A 24,847-nucleotide genomic window follows, 5' to 3' on the forward strand; every position below is an offset into this window, starting at 1 on the left:
AGCTATAATATCAAAAAAGCTATACAAAGCTTTCATTGGAAACTTATTATTAACCAAGTTTATTTAGAGTTAGAGCATCTGTAACAGACAAATAGTTGTGGGACCGGTACCTAATGGCAGACGAAGATCAAAATGAGTCTCCTGAAACAGGTGAAGATGGCGGCACCGAGAAGGTCAAGAAAAAGGGCCTGAGTGGTAAAGTCCTAATCCTGTTTATCCTCCTTCCATTGCTGCTGATTGGCGGCGGTGTTGGCGGCGCCTATTTTGCTGGCGTGTTTGACAGTGAAGAAGTTGCTGAGGAAGAACAAGAGCCTGTTGAAGAGGAAGTCGAAAAGGTTGTTGTTTTTTATGACATGCCAGACATGCTCGTTAATTTGAGTTCTTCTACATCTGATGCAAGTTTCCTGAAATTATCAGTCTCATTGGAACTGGATGATGAGACAGTTTTACCTGAATTGGAAAAACTGATGCCGCGTGTAATGGATAATTTCCAGGTTTATCTCAGAGAATTGCGCCGTGAGGATCTTGCAGGATCAGCCGGAACTTATCGTTTAAAGGAAGAGCTGCTTTATCGCATCAACACTTCCGTCAACCCGATCCAGGTCAAGGACGTGTTGTTCAAAGAAATGCTTGTCCAGTAGGAGTTTTCATGGCTGACGACGACGAAATGGATATGGCTGCTGCAATGGCAGCAGAGGCCGACGAAGAAGAAATGGACATGGCTGCTGCTATGGCAGCGGATGGCGATGACGGCGAAATGGATATGGCTGCCGCCATGGCAGCAGATGGCGATGACGGTGATATGGACATGGCTGCGGCTATGGGCGGAGCTGAAGAAGAAGCGCCGGCAGGCGCAAGTATCAGTGAAGCCTCCAGCGGCCACTCAACCCGTGTTCTAAACCAGGACGAGATCGATAGTCTTCTTGGTTTCGATATGGATGGGGATGGCTCTAACGAGAAATCCGGCATCAAAGCCATTATCAATTCTGCTCTGGTGAACTATGAACGACTTCCAATGTTGGAAGTTGTTTTCGATCGCCTTGTTCGCATGATGACGACTTCTCTTCGGAACTTTACCTCTGACAACGTAGAAGTGAGCCTTGATAATATTACTTCCATCCGGTTTGGTGATTATCTGAACTCAATCCCGCTGCCTGCAATACTGAGCGTTTTCCGGGCGGAAGAATGGGATAACTATGGTTTGATCATGGTAGATAGTTCCTTGATCTATTCCATTGTGGACGTTCTGCTTGGAGGACGCCGTGGTACAGCGGCTATGCGAATTGAAGGTCGCCCTTATACAACGATTGAAAGAAATCTGGTTGAGCGGATGGTCGGCGTTATCCTGCATGACATGTGCGCTGCTTTCGAGCCGCTTAGCCCCGTTACTTTCACGCAGGAGAGGGTAGAGACCAACCCACGCTTTGCAACGATTGCGCGGCCTGCCAACGCTGCGATCCTCATTAAATTGCGGATTGACATGGAAGATCGTGGCGGCCGTCTGGAATTGCTTCTTCCTTATGCGACCCTTGAGCCTGTTCGTGAACTTCTTCTGCAGATGTTTATGGGTGAAAAGTTTGGTCGTGACAGTATTTGGGAAAATCACTTGGCGACAGAACTTTGGGCAACTGAAGTTGACATCCAAGCTGTTTTGGATGAGCAGCAGCTATCGTTGAACGAAATTCTCAGTCTTGAGATTGGGGATACGATCATGCTGAATGCGTCACCCAAAAGTCCTGTAGTTCTTCGATGTGGTGGTGTTGGAATGGTGTCTGGAAAAATGGGACGCGCAGGCCAAAATATTGCTGTCAAAGTTGATCGTACCTTGCGGCATTTGGGGTAGCGGGTAATGGAATCTTTATCAATTTCGCTCATTCTGGATCTATTGTTAATTCTCATGCTCGGTGCGTGCATCGGCTATTGCGTGAGTTTGAGCCGCAAATTGTCCGTTATGCGAGATGCGCAGTCTGAATTGCACAAGGTTGCCGCCGAATTTGATCGGGCAATAGTGAAATCCAAGCTCGGGATTGAAGAGCTGAGAAAGACAAGTGAAGAGCTGGGTGGCAGCCTGCAGAAAGAAGTGGATGAGGCGAAGGGTCTTCTGGAAGAATTGAAACTGATCAATGTTTCCAGTTCGCGGATTGCGGATCGACTTCAGGAAAGTGTTGATGGTGTGGGTAAAAAGATCAGTTCTTCTCAAGCGCCAGAGGCGCCGGATGCAGAGGAAGCTGACATCAGTTCCGATACTGAGCCGCGCACGGACGCCGAAAGAGAATTGTTGCAGATGTTGACCAAGTCCAAATAGGGCTTCAGGAAATCAGATTATGAAAAGTCTTCGAATTTTACCCGTAACAATTATTGCCATGGTTTTGGTCTTTGGCTTGAAGGTCAGTACTGTATGGAACAGTGCGCAAGGTTTGTTTGTCGACGTCAATGTTGCTTCTGTTCAAGCTCAGGCGAAGGAAGACGAAAAGCCGGAAGCTACTGAAAATAATAGCGAAACATCTGAGACCACAAGCGAGGCCAATCAGGAAACGGCTTTAGAGAGTGAACAGTCTTCAGAAGCTGCATCCTTCGATGCGACAGATCTGAGCAGTAGTGAAATTGAGGTGCTGCAGAAATTGACTGAACGGCGTGTGCAGCTAGATGCTCGGTCAAAAGAATTGGACATGCGAGATAATCTCCTGCAGGCGACAGAGAAGCGGATTGATGGGAAAATTGCCAAGTTGAAAGAGATCGAGGCAACTATTCAGGACCTTCTGAAGCAATATGATGAGCAAGAACTGAAAAAGCTGAAGAGCCTGGTTTCTATTTACGAGAAAATGAAACCCAAAGATGCGGCTAGTATTTTTAACTCATTGGATATGGATGTTCTGCTGGATATTACGGGCTTGATGAAAGAGCGGGCGCTAGCAGCAATTCTAGGCAAAATGGACGGGAAACGCGCAAAAGAGCTGACGATTGAATTGGCGACTCGCAAGCAGCTGCCAGATGTAAAAGGTGAGAACGGCTAATCTTAAAGTAGATTTCAGGCGAGTTAGATTTTACCTGTGATTAAGAAAGCTAGGGTAATCTTGGTGCCGGATACGAAGTGTATAGGAAGCAGGTGACATTATGGATTCAGCAGTTTTTGCCGAACATCTTTCCAACCGGGTTGAAACTATTCGTGAAGAGATGGGGCCGACCGTTAATATTGATGAGGTTGCTGATCTCGTTGAAAAGCTGATGAGCAATGTCGAAGGTGATATCAGTGCGCCTCAGGTTCATATACAGGGTCAGATCCTGGAACTGGTCGATTTCATCAAGAAAGCCAGAGGCGAGATTGCCAGCCTACAACCTCAGGAAATTAGTGAACAACATATCCCGGCAGCGACAGATGAACTGAGCGCTATTGTCGAAGCGACTGAAGAAGCTACGAATACATTTCTGGATGCGGCAGAAACTCTCTCCGAAATTGGAGCTGATATCGGGGGCGAAAAAGAAGAGCGCATCACCGACATTATTACTAAGATATATGAGGCTTCCAACTTTCAGGACATCACAGGTCAAAGGATAAACAAAGTTGTCTCAACCCTGCAGCATATTGAAGCAGTGATCAACAAGATGGCTGAGTCCATGGGTAAACCGGTTAACAAAGAAAAAGACCGCGAAGATGTTTCTGGTGTGCATAAGGAAGCAGATGAACGTCCTGATGCCGATTTGCTAAACGGTCCACAAAAAGAGGGCGAAGGGGTATCCCAGGACGATATTGATGCCTTGCTAGCGAGTTTTGACTGAAAACAGGAAAACCGGTTCCAATGTTAGGGTATTCTCAGCAGATTACGAAAGAAAGAACGGCTAACAAAAACACGACTATTGTGTTTGTTGCGCTGTATTTCCTGCTGCTCGCTTTTTTCATTTATTTGACATCGATCTCTGAACCTGCGGAAGAGCGAATTCGCTCGGTAATTGGTAGTATTGATGTAACGTTTAAAGGAAAAGAGAAGGTTCAGTCCGAAGCGCAATCTACAGAGTTTAAGTCCAAAGACCTTGGAACAGCGACATTTCATGCGGAACTGAAGCAGGTTTATGAAACCGCAATACCGTTGGTCCAGAGTGAAATCAATAAGCAGGGGGATATTCTCCAGTTCAGGATCCCTGTCAGCCAGATTTTTCCCGATGGGACCTCCAGTGTGAGGGATACACGTGAACAACTAATCACTCGAACAGCGAGCCTTTTGATTAAGCGCTCAGGGATTGTACCAACCGACATGGAAATCCTCATGGATGTTGGAAATGATTTACCTGCGGCAGCTGAAATGCGGGGAAACTTGACAGTTAAGCGCATTGATAGCTTGGTCACATTGCTCCTAGATGCAGGCGTTCCTGCCCGGAACTTTTTTGTTGGGCTTACGAATGCCAATACAGACGAAATTGTCTTTCGTTTCTACATTCGGGAAAACTTCAACAATCAGTTCAGAAATGAAGAGGGGGCAAATTAATGTTTGAACCGCTTCCTCAGCCGACAAATCGACGACAGAACACAATGTGGCTTACGTCTCTTGCTGACTTGCTGGCGTTATTATTGGCGTTTTTTGTTCTGGTTTTTGCAATGAACGAGATCAAAAGAGATAACTGGGAAAAGGTGCTAGAGTTCCTGGGAAACCCGCTAAACATCAATAGTGAACAGACAGAAACTGGCCCAACTGCAGAGGAAAATGTTGAGCTGTTTACGGAACAGCGTGCGTTTGATCTGGACTATTTGCAGAATATTCTGAAAGCTAAAGTTTCAAGCAGTGAAGAGCTGACTAATGTGGAGGTTTTTAAGGCTGCTGATCGCCTGATCATTTCCTTTATTGGCGACAGTTTCTTTGGGCAAGGCGGCAACGACGTCACTGGAAAACTCTTGGATGCAACTCGGATGCTGGGCGAAACCCTTCGCTACGTGAAAAACCGTATAGAGGTTTATGGTCATTCAGATCCAGTTCCTATCCAAAATAGGGCTCCGGACGCTTTGTCAAATTGGACATTGTCGCTTTCGCGCGCGGTGTCTGTTTCTGAGACGCTCGAAAAAGCTGGCTATGGATATCCGGTACAGGTCTATGGACTGGCGGACTCTCGTTATTTTGAATTGGATCCTTCTAATGGTGAGGAAAAGAATTTCCAACTAGCGAGGAGAATAGATATTGTCATTCGGGAAGCAAAAGGTGCCAATCGATGAGAATGTTTGCCGAGAATTCATTTCGCTCCTTCATGCTCCTTCTTGTTTTAGGGGCGTTCTTGTTTGCGATACAGACAGGTATTGCTGGTGCAGCAACGTCGATTGAGGTTAGAGCTGGAGAGCATCCCGAATATGGGCGGCTTGTGCTTGATTGGAAGAAACTACAATCATATGAAGCTGAAATTGAAAATGGCTATCTTGTTGTTCGTTTTCCCGAAGCTTTTGAAGCAAATTTAACGTCTGCACTTCGCATACTTGATGAGTATGTGGAGAGTGGTGAAATTATAAATGAAAACAAATCATTAAGACTAAAACTTAAGGGTAGTTTTCAGCTAAAAGATGCCGTCTATGGAACCGCTATAGCGCTCGATTTGGTAAAGCCAAAGGGGCAATCTGAAAAAGTCCGTGTGCGTGCGGGGGATCATCCAAAATATAGTCGGTTGGTGGTCGATTGGTCTCAAATCGTTGACTATGACGTTCGCGAGAACGGAAACCAGTTTGTTTTGCAATTTGCCAAGCCTGCGGAACTGGATCTTTCAAATGTTACCCGCGATATACCGGATCATATTCAATCAGTTGAGGTTAGCCAGACAGATGCCGCAACGGTTTTGTTGGTCACAACAAAGGGGCCAACTGCACTTAAATCTTTTCGCAGTGGAAACAGCATAGCCTTCGATTTCCAGCCGAAAACCTTGGCTGAAACCCAGAAAACTGAGAAAGAAGAGCCCACTCAAGCACTAACAGAAAAATCTGACAACTCTGTTCGCAAAATTACAAAACCTGTTGAAATTAGGCCTGTCGAGGTCGAGCCTGCGAAGAAGGAAACAGAAAAACCAAAGGAATTGGTTCAAGTAACTGAACCTGTTGTTGCTGAAAAAGAACCTGTCCTACAAAGGGAAGTTGAGCCTGTTGCGGACACAACATCTCCAAGATCATTAATACCGCAATCTGACCAGATGGCATCCACTAATGCTAATGTGGCACTACCTGAGGAGAGACTTGTCCTTGATGTTGGTAATCTCAAAGATGGTTTTCGTTTAATCTTTCCGTGGGAACAATCAGCAGCAATGGCGTTGTTTGAACGGGCTGGTCAATATTGGATTGTGTTTGATAAAGCCGTTCGCCTTGATTTCAAAAACCTAGGTGGGCCCTATAAGTTTCTGGTTATCAGAAAAAATCAGTTTGCTCATCCGACTGCAACAGTCGCGAGACTGTCCGTCCGTGAAGGCTACACCCCGAGTGTCACACGGATTGATAATGAGTGGCGAGTTGATTTCCGATTAGCTGAAGCGCCTGTCATCAAGAATACGATTGATATTCAACCTCAACCAGCTGCCCAAGGCGGTGCCCGTGTTTTCATTCCAGCCGTGAATAATGGCGATCGTGTGGAACTGTTGGACCCGCAGGCCGGTGATGCAATTATCGCTGTTCCACTCCATTCTCCAAGTTGGGGTGTCGGCAGATCACGGACGTTTACTCAATTTACAGTCTTGCCATCCGTTCAGGGGATCGCAATGACCCCTCGGGATCCTAAAGTACAGATTGCGGTTGAAAGAAACGGTGTCTCGGTCACTGCGCCTGATGGCTTGCAGCTAGCACGTGCGATTTCTCAGGAGGATCTCTATGCGGATGGAGATTTGACAGATCGTTTTGGCAAGCAAAAGGATAAGGCCCAGCTTGTGAAGTTAGCGGCTTGGCGACAGGTTCCTATGCGCGAGTTTCAGGAGCAAAAACAGTTATTGCAGCGACGAGTTGCGCGCTCTCCATCTGCTGGACGGAATGGTGCGCGTATGGAGCTCGCCAGGTTCTTTGTCGGGCATAAATATTATGCGGATGCGCTCGCTGTCCTGGAACGTGTCAGACTGGATGATCCGAGGGCAGATGACGATGGGATGTTCCGATTGCTCAGAGGGTTGTCAAATTTAGGCATGAACCATCTTCAGGAAGCCGAGCAAGACCTCATGGATCCTGTCTTTAATGGTGTTTTAGAGGTCGCCCCTTGGAGAGCTATGCTGGCTGCAAAGCAGGGGGATTGGAAGCAGGCGTCGTCTGAAATCCGGATTGGTCGCGATGCATTTCCAGTTTACGATCAGGGATTGCAAAACGAGTTTAATATTCTGGCGGCCGAAACCGCCCTTGAAGATTACGATATCGAGGGAGCTATTAAGGCGCTTGAGGATATCAAAACTGCCGTTGGTGAGGGCGTTGATAAGAAGATTGCCGCCAGCCGTGAATATCTGGAGGGGGTTGCGGCTCTTAGATCAGGCGATCCTGGTCGCGCCGTTGGAAAGTTTCAACAAGCAATGGCACTCGATTACCGTCCGGTGACCGCCAAAGCAAATTTCGCCCGCGTAAATGCAATGTTGGCTCAGGAAGAAATCTCACCTGAAGAGGCCATTGAAGAGTTTAAGAAAATGACCTTTGCCTGGCGGGGAGACCAGCTGGAGTTGGACATTTTGAAGCGGATTGGGGATTTGCAAATAGCCAGCGGTGAAATGCGTGAAGGTTTGAAAACCTTTAAAAGTATCGTGATGACCTTCCCTAAAGACCCTCTGTCTCGGGATATTGCCCGGGAAATGAATGACTTATTTATCCAGTTATTCCTTGAAGGGGGCGCTGACAAATTACCACCTGTAAAAGCTTTGGCACTTTACTATGAGTTTCGAGAGCTTACTCCTTTAGGAGACAAGGGTGATGCTATGATCCGTAATTTGGCTGACCGGCTGATTAAGGTCGATCTGTTGGAGCAGGCTGCACAGCTTCTTGACCATCAGGTTAATTTCCGCCTGAGTGGAGCGCAAAAATCAGTCACAGGTGCCAAGTTGGCTGTCGTACATCTTTGGAATGAGAATCCAAAAGAAAGCCTGGATATTCTCAACAAAACTCGCTGGAGAGCTTTGCCAGATAAGGTAAAGGATGAGCGGCGACATATTCAGGCACGCGCAAGTCTCGACCTGGAGCGGTATGATGCTGCATTGGAGCTGCTGGAAGGAGATACCAGTCAGACCGCCGATCTACTTCGGTCGGATATTTATTGGCGGTCCAAAAACTGGTCAAAAGCAATTGATGCGATTGAAGTTCTTTTGGAGAATTCTGGAGCAAATAAAGCTGCGTCTTTAACTGATGGTGATCGTCAAAGGGTAATGCAATTGGCTGTTGCCAGAAGTCTTGCCGGAGATCGTCAAGGGATCGCCAATATGCGGGATCGATACCGTAAACATATGGTCAACACTCCCGATCTGGATGCATTTGATCTGATCACAGATACTTCTGATGGAGCAGACACCTCATTCCGCGAACGTTCGACAGCAATTGCCAAAATAGGCCAGTTAGAGAGTTTTATGGCAGGCTATCGGGAGCAGCTCGAAAAAGGAGAGTTCTGGTCCACTAACTGACCGGGCTGAAGGCTAATTAATTCTTTCGAGCTGTTAGTCCGTGTTGTTTCATGCGCCATAGAGCAAGATCTACACGATCCTGACCAAAGAAGGGTTCTCCATTAAAAACAAGAGTGGGGACCCCCCAATGACCTGAGTCGTCCAACGCTTCCTGGTTTCTTGAAATATCTACGTCTATCTTATCCTCATTTCCTTCAACCTGCTGTGTGAGCTCAGTCAGAGAGAGTCCTGCTCTGGCGACAGTTTTTTCCAATGTTTCAGGTAGATGCCAGTTGGTGGTACTCCCATCAAAGATGGAGCGGGACACTTCATCAATAAATGAAAGTCCTTTGCCAGCTTCTACCGCTTTCATCCCTAGACGGGTAATCATGCGGATGTAGGGTTGTTCTTTGGCAATGGTTCCATTTGTACGATCAATGACAACAGGATCTGGATTTGGCCATTTAAATCCCATGCCTCGATAATCAGCAATTCTTTTGCAATCGAGCATTAAATAAGGGATCCATTTTGGATTGACGGATTTAAAGAATTCAGGGGTTCGAATTGCAATTGGATAGACTGGCCGGACATTGATCTTTAGATCGTAGTCCTCCGTCATCCGTCTATATTGTGGGGTTGCGAGATAAGAGTATGGGCTTCTAAAAGACCAAAAGAGATCTGCCTCAAGTGTCATGGATAGGCTCCTTTTTTAGTTATTGAGCCCAGTTTGGCAAATCCTGGCCGAAAGACAATCTATAAACTCTCCATTTTCGGTCACTTTTCTGGGGAGGGAGTTCGATTTTTTCGGGAAGATCTGGCGTAAAGCCCTCTTGGCCGTTCTTGAGGAGTGCCCGGTGCAACAGCCAATTGGTAGTAGTCATTCCAGTCTTCGTTTGTGAAGTCGTCTATTGAGGCTATAGTCTCAAAATTATTCAGAGTTTTGTCCTGATAGGTGAGCCGTTCAACTGGCTGGACCTGAAAAAGAGGCATTTCTCGTTGGAAGAAAATAGGTTGATCAGTCTTTGTTAGGCGAAAATTCATGAAAAGTGGTCCGAACCACCTGTCCGTTTCAATGATACCTTCATAATGCTCATACGTTTGATGACCCGGCAGATTGGCCGGCTTACGAACAAGGCTGCTCCAGCCAGGACGTGTTCTGGCGAAAAGGCCACTCCAAACTTTTAGGACACCAGGTTCAGGTGCAGCCGAAATAAATGGCGGTGCATAGCCCATAAGTTCTTTCGGGCAATGATCATCAAAAAAATCCGAAAAATAGGGGTATTGAGCAGCGCCTAGAGGCAACCAATCTTCGCATTCATCAAATTGCCAGAAAAGCTCTGACCCGGTCCAGAGAACCTGAAAATTCATAGGTGGAAAGATATACCATCCAAATGCAGATGCCGCTGTCATTGGTTCACAGTAGCGGAAGGCCCGTGTTGGAATTAAACCACCCGCAGATCGATCAGCTCTTTGAGGAAGAGGGGTGTCTTGAATGAGGCGATAGAACCGAATGAGGGGATCCGGAGCAGCATGCTGCTCCGGATCTGGTTTTTCCAATGTGGATTGGATACCCATTTAGCAATCCCAGCTTCGTTAGATTTTAAAAGCAGGGCTCATATTGCCCAAACGTACCTTGTTGGAATTTTGGGTGGCTTTTTTGCTATCTTCAACTTTGAAAGCTGGGCTCATGTTACCAGTCCGTACTTTACCCTCGTCTCGAGTTGCAGACTGTTCAACTTTAAAAGCAGGGCTCATATTCCCAAGGCGAATATTTTTTTTATCAGATACTGACGCGTGTTTAGGGTCCACCTTAAATGCAGGGCTCATATTACCAAGTTGGATCGACTTGCAATCTTTAGTAGCAGTTTTGATTTTTTGAGTGTTTGATTTAAGAGTAGCCATGAGTGCTTCCTTTTCAGTTGTAGACTAGTAATTGCCTCTAAGAGGGTTGTTTTACTCGTTAGTTTTGTTCGTCAACATTTATGGCTTCAAGCTTTTCTGGCTTGAGTTGACATGAAACTAGGCAAGCTTATGAAAGCTCTCTCATTAATGTAAAGCTTAGGTGCGAGGCTGATTTTTGGGGAAGGGGAATTGGTGTTTATTCTTACTCAATTTCTAGTCTAAAATTATTTAAAACATTGTTTATAAATTATAATTTCCAATTTTGCGAAGATTGAAAACGAGATTTCTAGCTAAATTAATATTTATTAAGTTTAGGAGAGCAGGGAGGGATTTAGACCAATTTCTTTTCTAATCACTTAAGATATTAACCATAAATCACTGGTCTCATTTTATGTTTAATATTTGGTGGAAAAGATTAAGTTACGGGCGATAGCGAATTTAAAAAAATGGACCTGACTTATTTGATATGCGCATGACATACTAATGTAACAACACTAATTAATAGTAATTTAATGTAAGTGGTGTCGCCGAATAGGCTTGTTGATAGGGTTAGGTTTTGGATAGAGATTGAAGATCACAAATGCTTTTGATCAGTTTTTTATTGATCGACGATCTCTCAATCAAAATAAGCGATAAAATTTTTTTATTAATTGATTTTGAAATCTTTCTAATAGGATCGAATCTTCTTATTCATCGAATAGAAAATTCGATCCTCGTAAACGGTCTTCATTATTTAGAACTGAGTATGGAGCAATAGAGATCAGGATCTACATTGCCCCCAGAAGTAACCGCAACTGCGACAGTCGGCTTTTCAGCCATTTTGTCTGATAAGAGCGCAGCAAGCGCTACTGCACCTCCAGGTTCTACGACAAGCTTAAAATAGTGAAAGGCGACGCGCATTGCCTCTTTGACGTCCTCTTCTGATACTGTCAGGCCGCGCACATCATTCTGTCGCAGGATAGGAAAGGTTACTTCACCGGGCATTGGAGTGACTATCGCATCACAGATGCTTTTATGATTGCCGTCATTCGAAAGACGAGACCCACTTTCCAGCGATCTTTTTGTATCGTCAAACCCTTCGGGCTCCGCAGCATATACACATGTTCCAGAGGATAACGCTTTGATAGCAATGCTGATGCCGCTGGTCAGTCCGCCACCGCCACAGGGAACAGTAATAACATCAGCTTTTAAGTTCTGTTCACTCAATTGATCGACAATTTCAAGGCCGACTGTGCCTTGCCCCGAAATGACATCTGGATTGTCGTAAGGCTTTATCAGTGTCAGCTCTTTTTCTTTGGAAATTTGAAGCCCGATTTCTTCTCGGGACTGCGTATAGCGATCATAGGTGAGGACCTCAGCACCATAACCTCTAGTATTTTCTTTCTTTATGGTTGGGCTATCTTCCGGCATCAAGATTGTCGCATGTGTCCCAAGAAGTTTTGCAGCCAGAGCAATACCTTGAGCGTGATTGCCGCTGGAGTAAGCAAAGACGCCTTTTGATTTTTGCTCGTCATTCAATTGGGAAATTGCATTGAAAGCCCCTCGAAATTTAAACGATCCAGTCTTTTGGAGCATTTCCGCTTTAACAAACAGTCTAAAGCCGATTTTTTCATTCAGGGCAGGAGATTCAAGTAAAGGGGTAAGGACAGCCTGGCCATCGAGCGTTTGCCGAGCCAGGTTAAGCGACTGAAGGGAAGGGGTCATGTTTATGTTTTATCCAAAAATCGGGTTAAAGCTTGGAGGGATTGTGGCTCGTTAAGGAGGGGAACATGTCCACGGTTGGGTAAGGTAATATGTTGCATCTCGGGAAGGATGTCTTGCATTTTCTGGAAAGTTTCTTCACTCAGAACATCAGATAGCGCACCTCTGATTGCAAGCATGGGTATGTTCTTGAGATTTTCAAATACTGGCCAAAGGTCGATTGAATTTCCCTCTTCAATCTGTTCGACCAGAGCTTTACCCAAACCAAGATCATAGTTCGGGCGGAAGTTTTTATCTTTATCATCATATGTGAAGCTGACTTTCGCAGTCTCTAGCCAATAGCTGTCCTCAACATCAGGATAAGCTGAGGTGTATTGTTCTTTCTGGGCCGCGGCTATCTCTTCAAGGGACTGAAAGCGAACATCCTTTCCAACATAACCGGCTATTCGGCTCCCACCTGCACTCGCAACTTCAGGACCCACATCGTTTAAGATAATTCCCCCAACATATTTTGGGGCTAGGCCACCGATTGCGATTGAGAGAAGGCCGCCTAAGGAAGTTCCAAGAAAAACAGCTTTTTCTATCTTCTGGCTCTCTAGGAAGCGGAATATATCCTGAAGATAGGTTTGTGGGTTGTAGTTCTGATAATTGGGGTCATAGTCAGATTTTCCCCGACCTCTGTAATCAAGGGTAAAGATTTGACGGTCTCTAGAGAAAGTCTCAGCAAATTCATCAAAATCCTGCGAGTTGCGGGTCAGACCTGACAAGCAGATAATGGGAAGGCGTTGAGACGAATGTCCATAACTTCTGAAGCAGAGGTTGAGGCCGTCTTCTGACTGGTAATAATCTTCTACGTAACTCATTTCACTTAAAAAGTCCTGTTTTGCTAGACCCCGAGGATCGGCAGCATCTCTCTTAAATTTGTTATTTGAAAATCTGGAGATGAGGGCAAACGTTCCTCTGCTTGACCGAAACGGTTACACCACAGCGTTTTGAAGCCATAGTCTTTTGCGGAGTAAGCGTCCCATCCATTAGAGGATTGAAAGCTGATCTGGCGGGCATCCAGATCAAGTCCAGTTACGGCGAGATCATATACTGAAGGGTGAGGCTTGTAGACCTTAACGCTGGCCACAGAATAGACACCATCCAGAAGGTCATGAATGCCGGCGTTATTGACGGCTGCCTTCAGCATATCCGGAGAGCCGTTTGAGAGAATGGCACATTTTATGCCTGCGCCTTTTAGTCTCTCCAAAACCTCTGTTACTTCTTCATAGGCGGTGAGGGTCATGTATAGGTTCATGAGCCTTTCACGCAGTTTTCCATCAGAGATGTTGGCACTTTGCAAGGCGAAGTCTAAGGCGTCTCCCGTTACGCGCCAGAAATCAATATAGTTTCCTTGTAAGCTGCGAAGCCAAGTGTATTGAAGTTGTTTAAGCCGCCAAACATCGGAAATTGATTTCCATTGATCTCCTAAAGCCTCCTGTTCCTGACGGGCGGCGGCATCCACATCAAATAGAGTGCCGTATGCGTCAAAAACGCATGCTTTGATGTCTTCTAGTTTTCCAGAGGTCATATTGGGTTCCCGTATTTGAGCGCGCCCCATCTGGATTTTGTCGGTTTTTAAAAGAAATGCAAGCTTAACAAGCAAACGTTTAGTTTGCAGGTCCACCCCGAGACAAATCAATGTCTAGCTGTACAAGTTCATATTCTGGTGTAGCTGTTAGCTGTCTGTAAACTTGAAGGTTTTCCATAACGCGCTGAACATAGTTTCTTGTCTCACTGAACGGAATGAGCTCAATCCAGTCGACTGTGTTTATGTCACCCCGGCGTGGGTCACCCCAATCTTCTATCCACCGGCGAACGCGAGAGCCCCCTGCGTTATAGGAGGCAATCGCAAGGATATAGGATCCATCGAAACGATCAATCAAGTTGCCTAGATAATTGCTACCCAAAGTTACATTATAAGCGGGATCCTGTATTAAACGGGATCTGGAATAGGAAAGTTTGAGCTTTTTGGAGACGTGTTTCGCCGTTCTTGGCATCAATTGCATCAAGCCTCTCGCACCAGCAGGAGAGACGGCATCTGTTGCAAACGCGCTTTCCTGTCTTGTAATAGCCAGAATGAGAGGGTGCTCAATGGCGGCATCTTCAGGAAGCTCGATTGCAGTTGGCCAGCTAATATCTGGAAGTTCCGTTCCAAGTTGAGAGGCGCGTTTTGCAACCGCAACTGAATAATCAGGTCGCTCAATCTCTTCAGATAATTTAGCAAGATACACATAGTCTTCTGCAGACTGAGACCTTTCAGTTAATTTCATTAAGAAGGGGCGCGTGTATCGTGCCTGGCCCAATTCGGCCAGATTTTTGACAATGAGAACCAATTCGTCCTGGTCAAGCCGACTTTTGGCTTGAGATCCAAAGGAGGATTTTTTCTTGAGGTCTGGAGCTTCATTTGTATTGAGCTCAGCCATGGAGAGCTGCCCATAGAAAGTTGAGCTGAACTGGCTACCTTGCTCATACCAGTAACGGGCAGACTTTTTGTCTTTTAAAGCTGCATAGGACCTGGCGATCCAGTAAGCCCCGCGTGACCGGCTTATTGGATAACTGACGTTGTTGTAAAGACGGGTAAAATGCGCCAAAGCCTCGTCATATTCATGAAGGAAACGAAGCGCGACCCATCCGGCTAGCCACTCTGCTTCCGCAAACTTGGCTCCGCTCGTCAAGCCGTGTTGACTTGCAAGTTGATAGGCGTCTGTAATGTGTCCCTTCCGCAAAAGTTTACGTGCCTGTATTTCCCTCTCACGCCACCAGATTTCTGGATATGGTGCGGTGCTCGGAACTTTTAGCAACAAGGACTGTGCATCTTCGTCGCGGCCTTTTCTGCGACGCCATTTAATCCGATCAAATATGAAGCCATAATCGTTTTGCAGCTGATCTGGAACCTGGCGAACGCCAGCGTCGACATTTTTGGACATGCGCATTAGCCGAATACGAGCGATAGCTACTTTTTTCTGGTCAGATGAAACACGATCAAGCATCCGAATGGCATCTTCTGCGCGGCGCCCCCACAACAGCCTGTCTAGCCTGTTTTCGTGATCTTCGAGGCTTAATAATTTTTTATGCTGGCGTAAGAACTTGTTCTCTAGACCCTTGCTAAAGTTACCTTCATGCCAGGCTTTACGGATCCATTTTTTTCCTTCTTCCGCTTGACCGACTGCAAGCAATGCTTCTCCATACCGTTGCATGCCCATTCCGGTGATCGGCGGGCGCTCATAGAACCAGGAAATCGTTCTTCTTGCATCAATCGGATTGATCAAGGCTTCCTCAGCCCTGCGAAGAAGGGTTTGACGGTATGGCCAGTCCGGATTGTCGATCACAAAACTGGTGATCTCCTCAAATGTCGCGCCGCCCTTATACGCTCTTAACCAACTCCAGCGAATAAACTTGGCTGGTAGCGGATAAGTTGCTTTGTCTGCCTCAGCAACAGCTTGCCGCCATTTATATTTGCTCAGGTAGGAAAACGCTTTTTCATAAACTGCTTTATCTTTTGAAGTTAAAAGACCCGTGGCATATGGAGGTGGGGCAAACTGCATTCCGGCAGGCCGCTTGAGCGGTGTCGGAATATCAGAGATATGCTTATTAGCTAAAGGTTTTGTTGGTGGAACAACCAGCGCAACATTTTCTGGCTTTTGGGTTGGCGTTGGAATGTTCGCGTTATCTAGCGAGGAATTAATGGCCGAACGAATTTCAATTGAATCAGTGTCTAACTGAGATGATTGGTTCGCATGCGCTTCTAAAGGCAGCAAACCAGCCAAAAATATGGCTCCAGACAGTGCTGAGCTTTTGATACATTTGAGTATGTCGGCGTTTAGTTCCTGCATATCCAATCCTGTTTCCAAAGCGGATACTCTACTCTTTAACACTATATCATGAAGAGGGAGTTAAGGAAGCAATTCATCGTGATTTGAGTGTATTCAAAAGATCCGGCAAAGTTCATGGGTCACTATCAATCGGATGGAAATGATCAGAAAGAAGTTAGATCAAGTTTATGGGAAAGAATGTTGAATTTGTGGACCTTTTTTCTGTTGAGAAGAGCAAAGTTCTCAGCTTGATGAATAACGCTGAAGTCAGGCGTTATCTGCCTCTACTCTCTGGTGAGTTTACCGAAAAAGCATGTGAGGATTTTCTCTTAAGCAAGAAAAGGTTGTGGGAAGTCAATGGGTTTGGACCCTTCGCTATATCTGTTGATGGAAAGTTTGCAGGTTGGGGCGGGTTGCAGCAAGAGGGGGAAGATGTGGATTTTGCCCTTGTGCTGCATCCGGATTTCTGGGGATGTGGGGGGCAAGTGTTTCAATATTTCAAACGGCAAGCGTTTGAGGAAATGGACATTCAATCCATTACAATCTTACTCCCCACTTATCGACCAAGCTATAAAGCCCTTGAGAGGTTTGGGTTCCTTCAAGAGGATGATGTTCAAATTAATGGGCAAATATTCCTGAGATTTCGTCTCCTGAATCCCAAGTCATAAAGCGGTACTAACTCTCTCTAGTTTCTAAGACTCTTGTTGGCGATTTCAAACACATCATTTGAGATATTCGGCGCTTTTAAGATCCGCTCTAACTCCGCTTTCATTAAATTCTGGCGTTTCTCGCTGAAGCGTTTCCATTGACCCAAGGGGCCAATCAATCGGGCCGCAATTTGAGGGTTGATAGTGTTCAGCTTAATAACCGCATCGCTAAGGAAGCGGTAACCATCCCCAGACGTCTTGTGGAAATGTCTCGGGTTTCCAGCTGCAAATGCAGCGATTAGGGAACGTACCCTGTTTGGATTGAGATAGTTAAATGCAGGGTGGGAGAGGAGCTCCTGCACATCCTCCATTGCCTTATCGCGATAGGACGTTGCCTGCAAAGTGAACCATTTGTCGATTACAAGTGCGTCATTTTCCCAACGCGCGTAATAGTCCTGCAGAACTTTTTCCCGATTGGGATGATTGGTGACAACCAGCCGGCTAAGGGAGGAAATTTGATCCGTCATGTTGTCAGCATTGAAATACTGATATGTTGCCAGATTTATAAATTCCTCTTCTTTTAGGGATGTCAAAAACATCAAGGCACTATTTTTCAAAGACCGGTCACCGACGCTATCTTTGCCATGATGCGATTGATAAATGGATTGAAGTTTATCTTTATATGTACTGGCCAATGTTTTAATGGCGTTCTGCCGTTGTGCGTGAATCGTGTCTACATCAACGATATCCATTTGTTGGCCAATAAACTGCTCGCCCGGTAGTGTCATCGCAGCAGCCTTAAACTCAGGCTCTAGGGACTCATCATCCAGAAGATCACCAAATGCACTAATGAACGATTGTGGTAGAGCATTCTGGCTCGGGCTCTCAATCATGTCGAGCAGGCATTTGATCGCAAGGCGTTGGCCAGCTTCCCAACGGTTAAATGGATCACTGTCATTTTTGAACAGATGCACCATGTTTCCATCGGCAGGATTTTGCTTGAGTTTCACGGGAGCTGAGAAATTCCGAAAGAGAGACGGGGTTGGTTTTTCAGAGATATTCTCGAAAGTGACAGTTTCCTCTTTTTCTTTCAGATTGAAAATCTCGCTTCCGGTTCCATGGATTCCGGTTAAAAGGTTATCGCCATTGGCGCCAACAAGACCCAGTTCCAAAGGGATATGAAGTGGTTTGGCATTAGGACCCGCTTTCGGGTTCTGTTGACGAATAGTCAGGCTGTAGGATTTGTTCTCTGGATCGTACTGATCTTCAACAAAAACCTCAGGAGTTCCGGGTTGGGTATACCACTCTCTGAATTGTTTGAGATCTATGCCGCTGCCGTCTTCGAGTGCCGCAATGAATTCTTCAGTTGTAACCGCCTGGCCGTCATGTCGATCAAAGTACAGATCCATGCCTTTCCGGAAGTTATCTTCTCCGAGGATGGTGTGCGCCATACGGATGACCTCTGCGCCTTTTTCATAAACTGTCGCGGTATAGAAATTGTTGATTTCAACGTAGCTCTGCGGCTGGATTGGATGGGCGAGGGGGCCTGCATCCTCCGGAAATTGAGCTGCTCTCAGTCTTTGGACATCTTCGATCCGCTTGACTGCGGCTGAGTTCATATCCGCAGAAAATTGCTGATCCCTGAAAACAGTCAATCCTTCTTTCAGCGTGAGTTGAAACCAATCACGGCAGGTGATGCGGTTGCCTGTCCAATTATGAAAATATTCATGGGCGATAACGCTCTCAATACCATCAAAGTCTGCATCTGTGGCTGTCTCCTTGGAGGCTAATACATACTTGGAGTTAAAGATATTGAGACCTTTATTTTCCATAGCGCCCATATTGAAGTCACTGACAGCGACGATCATGAAAATATCTAGGTCATATTCCCGGCCATATTTCTCCTCGTCCCAGCGCATCGATTTTTTCAACGAGGTCATAGCGTGCGCGCATTTATCCTCATTTCCTTTTTCAACAAAGATCTGGAGTTTGACCTGGCGTCCTGAACGCGTGACAAAGCTGTCCTCAACAGAACCGAGGTCACCGGCAACCAAAGCAAATAGATAGGCAGGTTTTGGAAAGGGATCTACCCATAGATTGTAAAACCGTCCGTCTTCCAAATTTCCACTTTCAATCAAGTTTCCGTTGGAGAGCATGACCGGGTATTTGTTTTGATCGCCGATGATCTTGGTCGTAAATTTCGCCATCACATCCGGACGATCAAGGAAGTAGGTAATCTTCCGAAAACCCTCAGCCTCACACTGAGTGCAGAAATTACCACTAGATTTATAAAGACCCTCTAGGGCTGTGTTTTCCTGTGGTTTGATCCGTGTTACGATTTTGACTGTGAAATCATCAGACGGTGCGAGAAACGCTATGTCCTTGCTCGATAGAGTATATTCGGAACTGTCCAACAGCCTGTCTGCAACAGTTATCGAAACAAGATCGAGATCCTCTCCGTGTAGATGGATTTGATTTCCACCATCCTGCAACCTCTTCATTTGCAGTTCAGAGGTCACACGAGTTTCCTCCTCGCCCAACTCAACAGTAAGAAAAATGTCGGAGATCGTGAATAATGGGGGGGAGTAATCTTTTAAGTAGATTGTAGAGGGGGTGGCAGCCGAAGAGGTCACTATCAAATCCTTTGCGCTCAGGTTGAGACTCAAGGATAGTCAGAATAAGTGAGTTTTCAAGCCACAGAGATTGTTTATCTGACAATATCAGATTTGGTCAGTACCAGTTGCCAATTATTGTTGTGGAGCTTGGGTTGATAGGAAGTTGACTGGGAACGCCCGGAACCAAACCCAGCATCATAAAATTATAGTTCAAGCCAGTGAGTTCTACTGTGATGAGAGTTTTGTACGCTAGCGAATATCCTACATTTCCAATGTCATGGGCGGCATAAGTAACGTGAAGATTAGATGTCTTGAGTTCAGGGAGAACTTTCACCGCGTCTGTAATTACAGCCGTCATGTCGTTACAGGTGATCTTGGAACAATCAACTTTAGGATTTGCAAGCATAGTTGCTTGTGCAACCATTGGGCTTCTGATTGCAAGTTCACGTGCGATTAAGCGTGTGGCTTCGCCGGCGCGATGATAATGAAAAAATAGATTCACGAAATCAAGAAGCGCGAAGCAGATTATCACCAGCAGTGGCCCAATAAATGCAAATTCTACTAGAGTTGCACCCTTCGTATCTTTGATGAATTTGGAGAAATTAAACACCGATATGCGCCTGCTCATGAGTTAAATCTATCATAAAATTTGTAAGGCCCAGAAAATCCAGAGAACCAATGATGAGCGGCACGTAGGGCACACGAGCCCTTACGGTCACGACAGGTAGCAAGTTGCTGCCAGTAACTGAACTTTCCGAGGTCATGGTGTAATTACTGATAGAAACACTAACGGAGGAGTTCGCCTTACCCCATCCTGCGACCAAGTTGCTACCGCTGCCATCATTTGTACCTGTTTTGACGATATTGGAAATTTCAGTCTCGCGAGCCGTGGTTAGAGGCAGATTGGATCGAGCGGCATAGAGAGCGCCTGCTCGAATACTTTTTTCTACAATCGCGCCTTGTACAACTGCATTTGCAAGCTCGATCATCCCAAAAACGATGACGACTAAAACAGGAAGATAGAGAGCAAACTCGACTGCGATTGCTCCCTCTCTATTTTTTCGGAAATTTCTAATAGAGCTTAACATTCGCGTGGTACTCCGCTGAATTCGAAGGTGTCAAGCCCCGGACAATTTCACCGTAAATCGCAGCATTCGGTGGGTCCGGTACAAATTCAGTCAGAAAGACTTCAATATAGTTACCTGAATTCGGGTAATGGCCATTGCCATGAATATTGTCTGCAATGCATTGCAATTGTGCTACTTGCACGAAGCGACGAGCCGCACCATTTGCCGCGACAGTATCGCTTGGCTCACCATCGTAGTTATTGTCATGTTTATTGGAGAGGTCACGGGGGACTTTGCTCGTCGTATTCTTGACCTCTTTATAACCGGATGGAAGGCTATCAGATGTCGGAATGGGGTAAATGGTAATATTTCCATTTCGCCAGAACGGTTCACCCAGCTCATACAGGTAGACTTGTAGCCGTGTTGCCTGCTTGCCGTTGTGAGGTTGCAGATCAGCAGGCAATGAGCCGCTGTGCTTTTCATTCCAATAGGTATTAATGTCCCATTTTCCGTCACCCAGTTTCAAGTTTTCATCAGCGACGATGACATCGTCTCTTGGATAATTGATCACATTTGGTGCCGGATAAGGCCAAGGGTTTCCGGGAAGGTCGAAGCGTGAATTGATCGCATCAACAATCTTGTTTGTCTTGGACCCTTGAGCTGTTTCAATTGTGATGTTGTAGCACTCTTCAGGTGTCACCGCTGCAAGTGCAGCCTCAATTGGGTTCGCTCCGCTGGAGCCGTCGGGTAGGGACAATAATCCAAAGTTTCCGGGTGCCCAGTTTCCGCCCCCTTGAGGTTCTTTCAAGACGACCATTCTTCCAAAATTATCTGAAGAGCGCAGATCAATTGGAGGGCTGTTTTCTAGGAAGTCACAAATCATGAGCGGTGGTGCATGACAAAGAAACGGGTTTGGCCCGGCAGTTGCCTCAGCAACAAGTTCTTGGGATTGAGTGGTACCTTTACCCGTGATCATTGAAACAACAGGGGCAAACATAAGATTTGCAGCAGATCCATCTAAGCGGACCTGAATAAATTTTGCTTCCTTGTCAGTCGTGGCAGGAACATCCGGGTTTAGAGAAGCGTAAAAATTAACACTTTTCACCGTCAGGTTCTCGTTACTCACGCTGCTAAAGGACGTCAGGGAGTTCGTCGCAACATCTCTGGCGCGGTTTTGCGCTCCGTCGCTTCCATCAAGAAAACGTGCGGCAGATAAAGCCGCAGCATCTGCAGAGTTTTGCATTTCAGATCTCAGCAATGAGAGACGTCCGTAGTCTAAAGCAAGAGCACCTGCACCCACAGCTACTGCGGTAAACAGAGCAGCATAAACGGCGACACTCCCATCTTGAGACTTCAAGAAATTCATTGGCCCTTGCATCGGAGAACTCCTGGCACTTAAAACTGTTTGCATTCAAATATGGAATGCGAGAAATCAGATTTATGCTGAAATATACCCAAGAACATTTAATAAATTGTTTTATTAAACTTTGGATTTGAGCAAAATTCGGCGAAAACTTCCCAATTTTGAAGGTTGGTGCAGTTAGAACTTGATAAACGCATATGACCGTCTATAAGTTTCTCCTCCGCCCTTCAAAAAGTCTGTTTTAGGGCTCAGAAAATCGTTTTTTTAAGGAACTTGAGGTTACTGTCATGTTTAGAGGATCAATCACTGCACTCATTACTCCCTTTGATGGAGAGAGTGTGGATGAAAAGGCGTTCCAATCCTTTGTAGACTGGCAGATAAAATCTGGAACCAAAGGCCTGGTGCCGGTAGGAACTACTGGTGAGTCTCCTACTTTAAGCCATCCTGAGCATGATCGCGTTGTTGATCTATGTATTGAAGCAGCTGATGGTCGTGTGCCTGTAATGGCGGGTGCTGGATCGAATAACACCACTGAAGCCATCCGACTAAGTCAGCATGCTCAAAAAGCGGGCGCTGATGCGGTTCTGATCGCAATGCCTTATTATAATAAGCCTTCCCAGGAAGGAATGTATGCGCATTACAAAGCAATTAATGACGCGATCGATATTCCGATTTACATCTATAATATTCCTGGTCGGAGTGTTGTCGACATGACACCTGAGACCATGGGTGAGCTGGCAAAACTGAAAAACATTGTCGGCGTGAAAGATGCAACTGGGGATGTCTCTCGGGTTGCTTTGCAGCGGCACTACTGCGGTGAGGACTTTATCCAGATTTCGGGGGAAGATGGAACAGCGGTTGGCTTTAACGCGCAAGGTGGTGTTGGCTGTATTTCCGTGACGTCCAACGTGGCGCCGCAACTGGCGTCCGATATGCAGGAAGCAACTCTTAAAGGAGACTATAAGACAGCTTTGGCCTTACAGGATAAATTGATCCTTCTGCACAAAGTTCTCTTTATGTATCCAAGTCCGGCTCCTGCCAAATATGCGCTTTCGCTGCTGGGGCATTGCAAAGCTGATGTACGCTTGCCTTTGGTTGGTATTCCGGACAATCTGAAGCCTTTAATCGAAAATGCAATGCGTCACGCTGGCATTTATAACTAAGTGATCTTATCTGGGCGAGATGGCACAGAAACTGATAGCGGAAAATAGAAAAGCCCGTCACAACTACTTCATTGAAGATGATGTTGAGGCTGGAATCATGCTTGTTGGCACCGAGGTAAAAAGCCTGAGAAACGGTGGTGCAAACATTCAGGAATCCTATGCATCATTTGAAAATGACGGTCTTTATCTGGTCAATGCGCATATCGCAGAATATGATTTTGGGAACCGCTACAATCACGAGCCATCCCGCCCAAGAAAACTGCTCTTACACAAGAGGGAGCTGGCAAAGCTCTTCGCACAGGTTCAAAGGGCAGGGAAGACCCTTATTCCTTTGTCTCTCTATTTTAATGAGCGCGGAAAAGTGAAGGTCAAGCTTGGTATTGCTGCTGGTAAGAAAAAGCATGACAAGCGGGAGACGGAGAAGAAGCGTGACTGGAGCCGTGAAAAACAGCGGTTGCTGAAAGCAAACCATTGACGGTTAGTTGAGGCTGTACCCTTTCGGCATCTGAATATCCTTTAAATCAATTTCTCCTTGAAACTCTAGTCCAACAGCCTGGTCTTTTGACCAAACGACCCGGCCCGTCTTTCCTTGATCCATTAAAATTGAAGATCTCAGTGTTACAGGGGTTCCAACGGGCACATCTAAATGCAGCCAAACACGGGCTCCACCTTCGCTCAGATCCAGGACGTTCCCATTATACCGGCTGTCATTGACCAACAGGGTGGCAGGACAATTCAGAATATGGCGCTCATAGCGTCTGGTGGAGTGAGTGACATCATCCAAATTTTGAGAGATTACGAGACTTCCAGCGGGTAATCGTTCATAAGCTAGGGGTCTATAGTCAGGGTCACCCTTTTGCCTCTCCTGTACGGTATGATGCAGTTTCTCGGCTCCCGGAATTTGGAGTCTAGAGAGTTCTGTGTCGGCTTTCCCGACTGCTCGAGGCTGGTTGAAGAGTGAGAAAAGGTTAAAGAAGCGATCTATAAACCCATATTGCGTCATTTGCCCAAGTGGATTTGGCGTCGTTAGTTCTTCAAGTTTATCGATATCAAAAGTTAAGCCTTCTTCCGATGCTTTCTTAATAAGCCAGCGCAAGGCAATGTCAGAAAGTCGGCTGTCCCTTTGTCCACCTGTGACATTCATATGCCTTCCGGCGAACCAGACCTGTTCAATCCTGCGGAGATTTTTTGATTTCACGCCTTGCCAGATATGAGGGGTAATTGCCGTGTTTTGTTCGTCCAGGGCTAGCGCTTGAAAAGCGGTTTCAACATTTGAAGCCACGTTTTGCGAGAGAAACTCTGTCCATAAAACTGAAAGTTTTCGCAAGCCGCGCACAGGAGCGCCATGCGAGCCGACAGTATCCCAACATCCCAGAAACTTGATCGGAACGACACGGGCATTGAAACTATCCCGCAAGGCTTGTCCTGATGGACCGCGACGGGCGGATCCGGTTAGGCGGCTGTAGATATAGGCCTGTTTAATTTTTCCAATGCTATCCGCTTGCAATAGTCCAGCAGTACTAAGCATGTAGGCAAGATATTGAAGAACAAATGCTCCTCGACCACTGCCAATTAAGTAGATCTCATCACCGGGGATGTAATTATTGACCAGAAATTCATAGGCTTGAAAAACTTCTTTACGCACGCCTATGCCTAAGCGGCGCTTGAAGAAACGAGATAGGCGACCTTTCAAGTCCTGGTCAGACTGCAGAAAGGTAATCTGTTTTTCGCCCTTTGAGGTTTGCTCAAGCAGGCATCGCTCGGCGATCGCTGCATTGCCAAGAACATGTCTGCGCTTGCTACGGATCTGCGGCTGTTTCCAGCTATGGTCGCTAAATATGACCAGCTTGCGCATGCATCAAAACCCCTCATTGTTTGTAATGCGTAAAATTAGAATACCATGATTCAATGACGTTTACATCCTGAATAAGGGACCGCAAATTGTTAAGAATTGTTAA

23 protein-coding genes are annotated in these 24,847 nt (G+C 46.0%); 11 read left to right on the top strand and 12 right to left on the bottom strand.

Annotation, left to right across the window (positions count from 1 at the left end; genetic code table 11):
* The first annotated feature begins 113 nt into the window (after positions 1–113).
* The 8 genes from HH301_RS10760 (at position 114) to HH301_RS10795 (ending at position 8,595) form a co-directional block, all read left to right on the top strand.
* The gene (locus tag HH301_RS10760) at positions 114–641 is read left to right on the top strand and encodes a flagellar basal body-associated FliL family protein (protein WP_169568905.1); all 528 of its coding nucleotides are present in this window, start codon (positions 114–116) and stop codon (positions 639–641) included.
* An 8-nt stretch (positions 642–649) separates the two neighbouring features.
* Positions 650–1,843, top strand: a complete 1,194-nt coding sequence (gene fliM, locus HH301_RS10765) for a flagellar motor switch protein FliM (protein ID WP_169568906.1) — start codon at positions 650–652, stop codon at positions 1,841–1,843.
* A gap of 6 nt (positions 1,844–1,849) precedes the next feature.
* Positions 1,850–2,305, top strand: coding sequence for a DUF6468 domain-containing protein (locus HH301_RS10770; protein ID WP_169568907.1), 456 nt, complete (start codon positions 1,850–1,852; stop codon positions 2,303–2,305).
* 19 nt (positions 2,306–2,324) lie between these two features.
* Positions 2,325–3,014 carry a MotE family protein gene (locus tag HH301_RS10775; RefSeq protein ID WP_169568908.1) on the top strand — a complete coding sequence of 230 codons (690 nt, stop codon included), beginning with the start codon at positions 2,325–2,327 and terminating at the stop codon, positions 3,012–3,014.
* Positions 3,015–3,114: 100 nt separating this feature from the next.
* Complete coding sequence (locus HH301_RS10780) at positions 3,115–3,777, top strand: protein phosphatase CheZ (protein WP_169568909.1); 663 nt, start codon at positions 3,115–3,117, stop codon at positions 3,775–3,777.
* A gap of 20 nt (positions 3,778–3,797) precedes the next feature.
* On the top strand, positions 3,798–4,481 hold the full coding sequence (locus tag HH301_RS10785) for a hypothetical protein (protein WP_169568910.1): 684 nt from the start codon (positions 3,798–3,800) through the stop codon (positions 4,479–4,481).
* Entirely contained in the window at positions 4,481–5,200 is a 720-nt protein-coding gene (locus HH301_RS10790) for an OmpA/MotB family protein (protein ID WP_169568911.1), read from the top strand. Before HH301_RS10785 ends, HH301_RS10790 begins: the two co-directional genes overlap by 1 nt.
* Entirely contained in the window at positions 5,197–8,595 is a 3,399-nt protein-coding gene (locus tag HH301_RS10795) for a tetratricopeptide repeat protein (protein ID WP_169568912.1), read from the top strand. The genes HH301_RS10790 and HH301_RS10795 overlap by 4 nt, the downstream gene beginning before the upstream one ends.
* Positions 8,596–8,611: 16 nt before the next feature.
* On the opposite strand, the gene HH301_RS10800 is transcribed toward HH301_RS10795, so the two are convergent.
* The 7 genes from HH301_RS10800 to HH301_RS10830 all read right to left on the bottom strand — a co-directional run bounded on the left by HH301_RS10800 (position 8,612) and on the right by HH301_RS10830 (position 16,055).
* A complete protein-coding gene (locus tag HH301_RS10800) occupies positions 8,612–9,268 on the bottom strand; it encodes a 2-hydroxychromene-2-carboxylate isomerase (RefSeq protein ID WP_169568913.1) in 657 nt (218 codons plus the stop codon).
* An 80-nt stretch (positions 9,269–9,348) separates the two neighbouring features.
* A complete protein-coding gene (locus HH301_RS10805) occupies positions 9,349–10,149 on the bottom strand; it encodes a DUF6065 family protein (RefSeq protein WP_169568914.1) in 801 nt (266 codons plus the stop codon).
* 18 nt (positions 10,150–10,167) lie between these two features.
* Positions 10,168–10,476, bottom strand: coding sequence for a hypothetical protein (locus HH301_RS10810; RefSeq protein WP_169568915.1), 309 nt, complete (start codon positions 10,474–10,476; stop codon positions 10,168–10,170).
* Between the two features lie 729 nt (positions 10,477–11,205).
* The gene (locus HH301_RS10815; RefSeq protein ID WP_169568916.1) at positions 11,206–12,180 is read right to left on the bottom strand and encodes a threonine ammonia-lyase; all 975 of its coding nucleotides are present in this window, start codon (positions 12,178–12,180) and stop codon (positions 11,206–11,208) included.
* A gap of 2 nt (positions 12,181–12,182) precedes the next feature.
* Complete coding sequence (locus HH301_RS10820) at positions 12,183–13,040, bottom strand: alpha/beta fold hydrolase (RefSeq protein WP_169568917.1); 858 nt, start codon at positions 13,038–13,040, stop codon at positions 12,183–12,185.
* A 23-nt stretch (positions 13,041–13,063) separates the two neighbouring features.
* Positions 13,064–13,750 carry a haloacid dehalogenase type II gene (locus HH301_RS10825; RefSeq protein ID WP_169568918.1) on the bottom strand — a complete coding sequence of 229 codons (687 nt, stop codon included), beginning with the start codon at positions 13,748–13,750 and terminating at the stop codon, positions 13,064–13,066.
* A 79-nt stretch (positions 13,751–13,829) separates the two neighbouring features.
* Positions 13,830–16,055 carry a lytic transglycosylase domain-containing protein gene (locus tag HH301_RS10830; protein ID WP_169568919.1) on the bottom strand — a complete coding sequence of 742 codons (2,226 nt, stop codon included), beginning with the start codon at positions 16,053–16,055 and terminating at the stop codon, positions 13,830–13,832.
* Between the two features lie 167 nt (positions 16,056–16,222).
* Between HH301_RS10830 and HH301_RS10835 the strand changes: the two genes are divergently transcribed.
* The gene (locus tag HH301_RS10835; RefSeq protein ID WP_169568920.1) at positions 16,223–16,702 is read left to right on the top strand and encodes a GNAT family N-acetyltransferase; all 480 of its coding nucleotides are present in this window, start codon (positions 16,223–16,225) and stop codon (positions 16,700–16,702) included.
* A 17-nt stretch (positions 16,703–16,719) separates the two neighbouring features.
* On the opposite strand, the gene pepN is transcribed toward HH301_RS10835, so the two are convergent.
* The 4 genes from pepN to HH301_RS10855 all read right to left on the bottom strand — a co-directional run bounded on the left by pepN (position 16,720) and on the right by HH301_RS10855 (position 21,741).
* Positions 16,720–19,314 carry an aminopeptidase N gene (pepN, locus tag HH301_RS10840; protein ID WP_206378267.1) on the bottom strand — a complete coding sequence of 865 codons (2,595 nt, stop codon included), beginning with the start codon at positions 19,312–19,314 and terminating at the stop codon, positions 16,720–16,722.
* A 97-nt stretch (positions 19,315–19,411) separates the two neighbouring features.
* Positions 19,412–19,924, bottom strand: a complete 513-nt coding sequence (locus tag HH301_RS10845) for a TadE/TadG family type IV pilus assembly protein (protein WP_169568921.1) — start codon at positions 19,922–19,924, stop codon at positions 19,412–19,414.
* A complete protein-coding gene (locus HH301_RS10850) occupies positions 19,899–20,384 on the bottom strand; it encodes a TadE/TadG family type IV pilus assembly protein (protein WP_169568922.1) in 486 nt (161 codons plus the stop codon). The genes HH301_RS10845 and HH301_RS10850 overlap by 26 nt, the downstream gene beginning before the upstream one ends.
* The gene (locus HH301_RS10855; RefSeq protein ID WP_169568923.1) at positions 20,368–21,741 is read right to left on the bottom strand and encodes a pilus assembly protein TadG-related protein; all 1,374 of its coding nucleotides are present in this window, start codon (positions 21,739–21,741) and stop codon (positions 20,368–20,370) included. Before HH301_RS10855 ends, HH301_RS10850 begins: the two co-directional genes overlap by 17 nt.
* Before the next feature lie 272 nt (positions 21,742–22,013).
* Between HH301_RS10855 and dapA the strand changes: the two genes are divergently transcribed.
* Together dapA and smpB are read left to right on the top strand one after the other, a co-directional pair.
* Positions 22,014–22,889 carry a 4-hydroxy-tetrahydrodipicolinate synthase gene (gene dapA, locus HH301_RS10860; RefSeq protein ID WP_169568924.1) on the top strand — a complete coding sequence of 292 codons (876 nt, stop codon included), beginning with the start codon at positions 22,014–22,016 and terminating at the stop codon, positions 22,887–22,889.
* A 19-nt stretch (positions 22,890–22,908) separates the two neighbouring features.
* A complete protein-coding gene (gene smpB, locus HH301_RS10865) occupies positions 22,909–23,364 on the top strand; it encodes an SsrA-binding protein SmpB (protein ID WP_169568925.1) in 456 nt (151 codons plus the stop codon).
* Between the two features lie 3 nt (positions 23,365–23,367).
* On the opposite strand, the gene HH301_RS10870 is transcribed toward smpB, so the two are convergent.
* Positions 23,368–24,744: a phospholipase effector Tle1 domain-containing protein gene (locus HH301_RS10870; RefSeq protein ID WP_169568926.1), complete on the bottom strand. Its 1,377-nt coding sequence runs from the start codon at positions 24,742–24,744 to the stop codon at positions 23,368–23,370.
* Positions 24,745–24,847 lie beyond the last annotated feature (103 nt).

Origin of the sequence: Sneathiella limimaris (assembly GCF_012932565.1) — a bacterium.
GTDB lineage: Bacteria > Pseudomonadota > Alphaproteobacteria > Sneathiellales > Sneathiellaceae > Sneathiella > Sneathiella limimaris.

Coding starts and splice junctions, on each gene's coding strand:
- HH301_RS10760 (WP_169568905.1), top strand. CDS start 114: ATGGCAGACGAAGATCAAAATGAGTCTCCTGAAACAGGTGAAGATGGC.
- fliM (WP_169568906.1), top strand. CDS start 650: ATGGCTGACGACGACGAAATGGATATGGCTGCTGCAATGGCAGCAGAG.
- HH301_RS10770 (WP_169568907.1), top strand. CDS start 1,850: ATGGAATCTTTATCAATTTCGCTCATTCTGGATCTATTGTTAATTCTC.
- HH301_RS10775 (WP_169568908.1), top strand. CDS start 2,325: ATGAAAAGTCTTCGAATTTTACCCGTAACAATTATTGCCATGGTTTTG.
- HH301_RS10780 (WP_169568909.1), top strand. CDS start 3,115: ATGGATTCAGCAGTTTTTGCCGAACATCTTTCCAACCGGGTTGAAACT.
- HH301_RS10785 (WP_169568910.1), top strand. CDS start 3,798: ATGTTAGGGTATTCTCAGCAGATTACGAAAGAAAGAACGGCTAACAAA.
- HH301_RS10790 (WP_169568911.1), top strand. CDS start 4,481: ATGTTTGAACCGCTTCCTCAGCCGACAAATCGACGACAGAACACAATG.
- HH301_RS10795 (WP_169568912.1), top strand. CDS start 5,197: ATGAGAATGTTTGCCGAGAATTCATTTCGCTCCTTCATGCTCCTTCTT.
- HH301_RS10800 (WP_169568913.1), bottom strand. CDS start 9,268: ATGACACTTGAGGCAGATCTCTTTTGGTCTTTTAGAAGCCCATACTCT.
- HH301_RS10805 (WP_169568914.1), bottom strand. CDS start 10,149: ATGGGTATCCAATCCACATTGGAAAAACCAGATCCGGAGCAGCATGCT.
- HH301_RS10810 (WP_169568915.1), bottom strand. CDS start 10,476: ATGGCTACTCTTAAATCAAACACTCAAAAAATCAAAACTGCTACTAAA.
- HH301_RS10815 (WP_169568916.1), bottom strand. CDS start 12,180: ATGACCCCTTCCCTTCAGTCGCTTAACCTGGCTCGGCAAACGCTCGAT.
- HH301_RS10820 (WP_169568917.1), bottom strand. CDS start 13,040: ATGAGTTACGTAGAAGATTATTACCAGTCAGAAGACGGCCTCAACCTC.
- HH301_RS10825 (WP_169568918.1), bottom strand. CDS start 13,750: ATGACCTCTGGAAAACTAGAAGACATCAAAGCATGCGTTTTTGACGCA.
- HH301_RS10830 (WP_169568919.1), bottom strand. CDS start 16,055: ATGCAGGAACTAAACGCCGACATACTCAAATGTATCAAAAGCTCAGCA.
- HH301_RS10835 (WP_169568920.1), top strand. CDS start 16,223: ATGGGAAAGAATGTTGAATTTGTGGACCTTTTTTCTGTTGAGAAGAGC.
- HH301_RS10845 (WP_169568921.1), bottom strand. CDS start 19,924: ATGAGCAGGCGCATATCGGTGTTTAATTTCTCCAAATTCATCAAAGAT.
- HH301_RS10850 (WP_169568922.1), bottom strand. CDS start 20,384: ATGTTAAGCTCTATTAGAAATTTCCGAAAAAATAGAGAGGGAGCAATC.
- HH301_RS10855 (WP_169568923.1), bottom strand. CDS start 21,741: ATGCAAGGGCCAATGAATTTCTTGAAGTCTCAAGATGGGAGTGTCGCC.
- dapA (WP_169568924.1), top strand. CDS start 22,014: ATGTTTAGAGGATCAATCACTGCACTCATTACTCCCTTTGATGGAGAG.
- smpB (WP_169568925.1), top strand. CDS start 22,909: ATGGCACAGAAACTGATAGCGGAAAATAGAAAAGCCCGTCACAACTAC.
- HH301_RS10870 (WP_169568926.1), bottom strand. CDS start 24,744: ATGCGCAAGCTGGTCATATTTAGCGACCATAGCTGGAAACAGCCGCAG.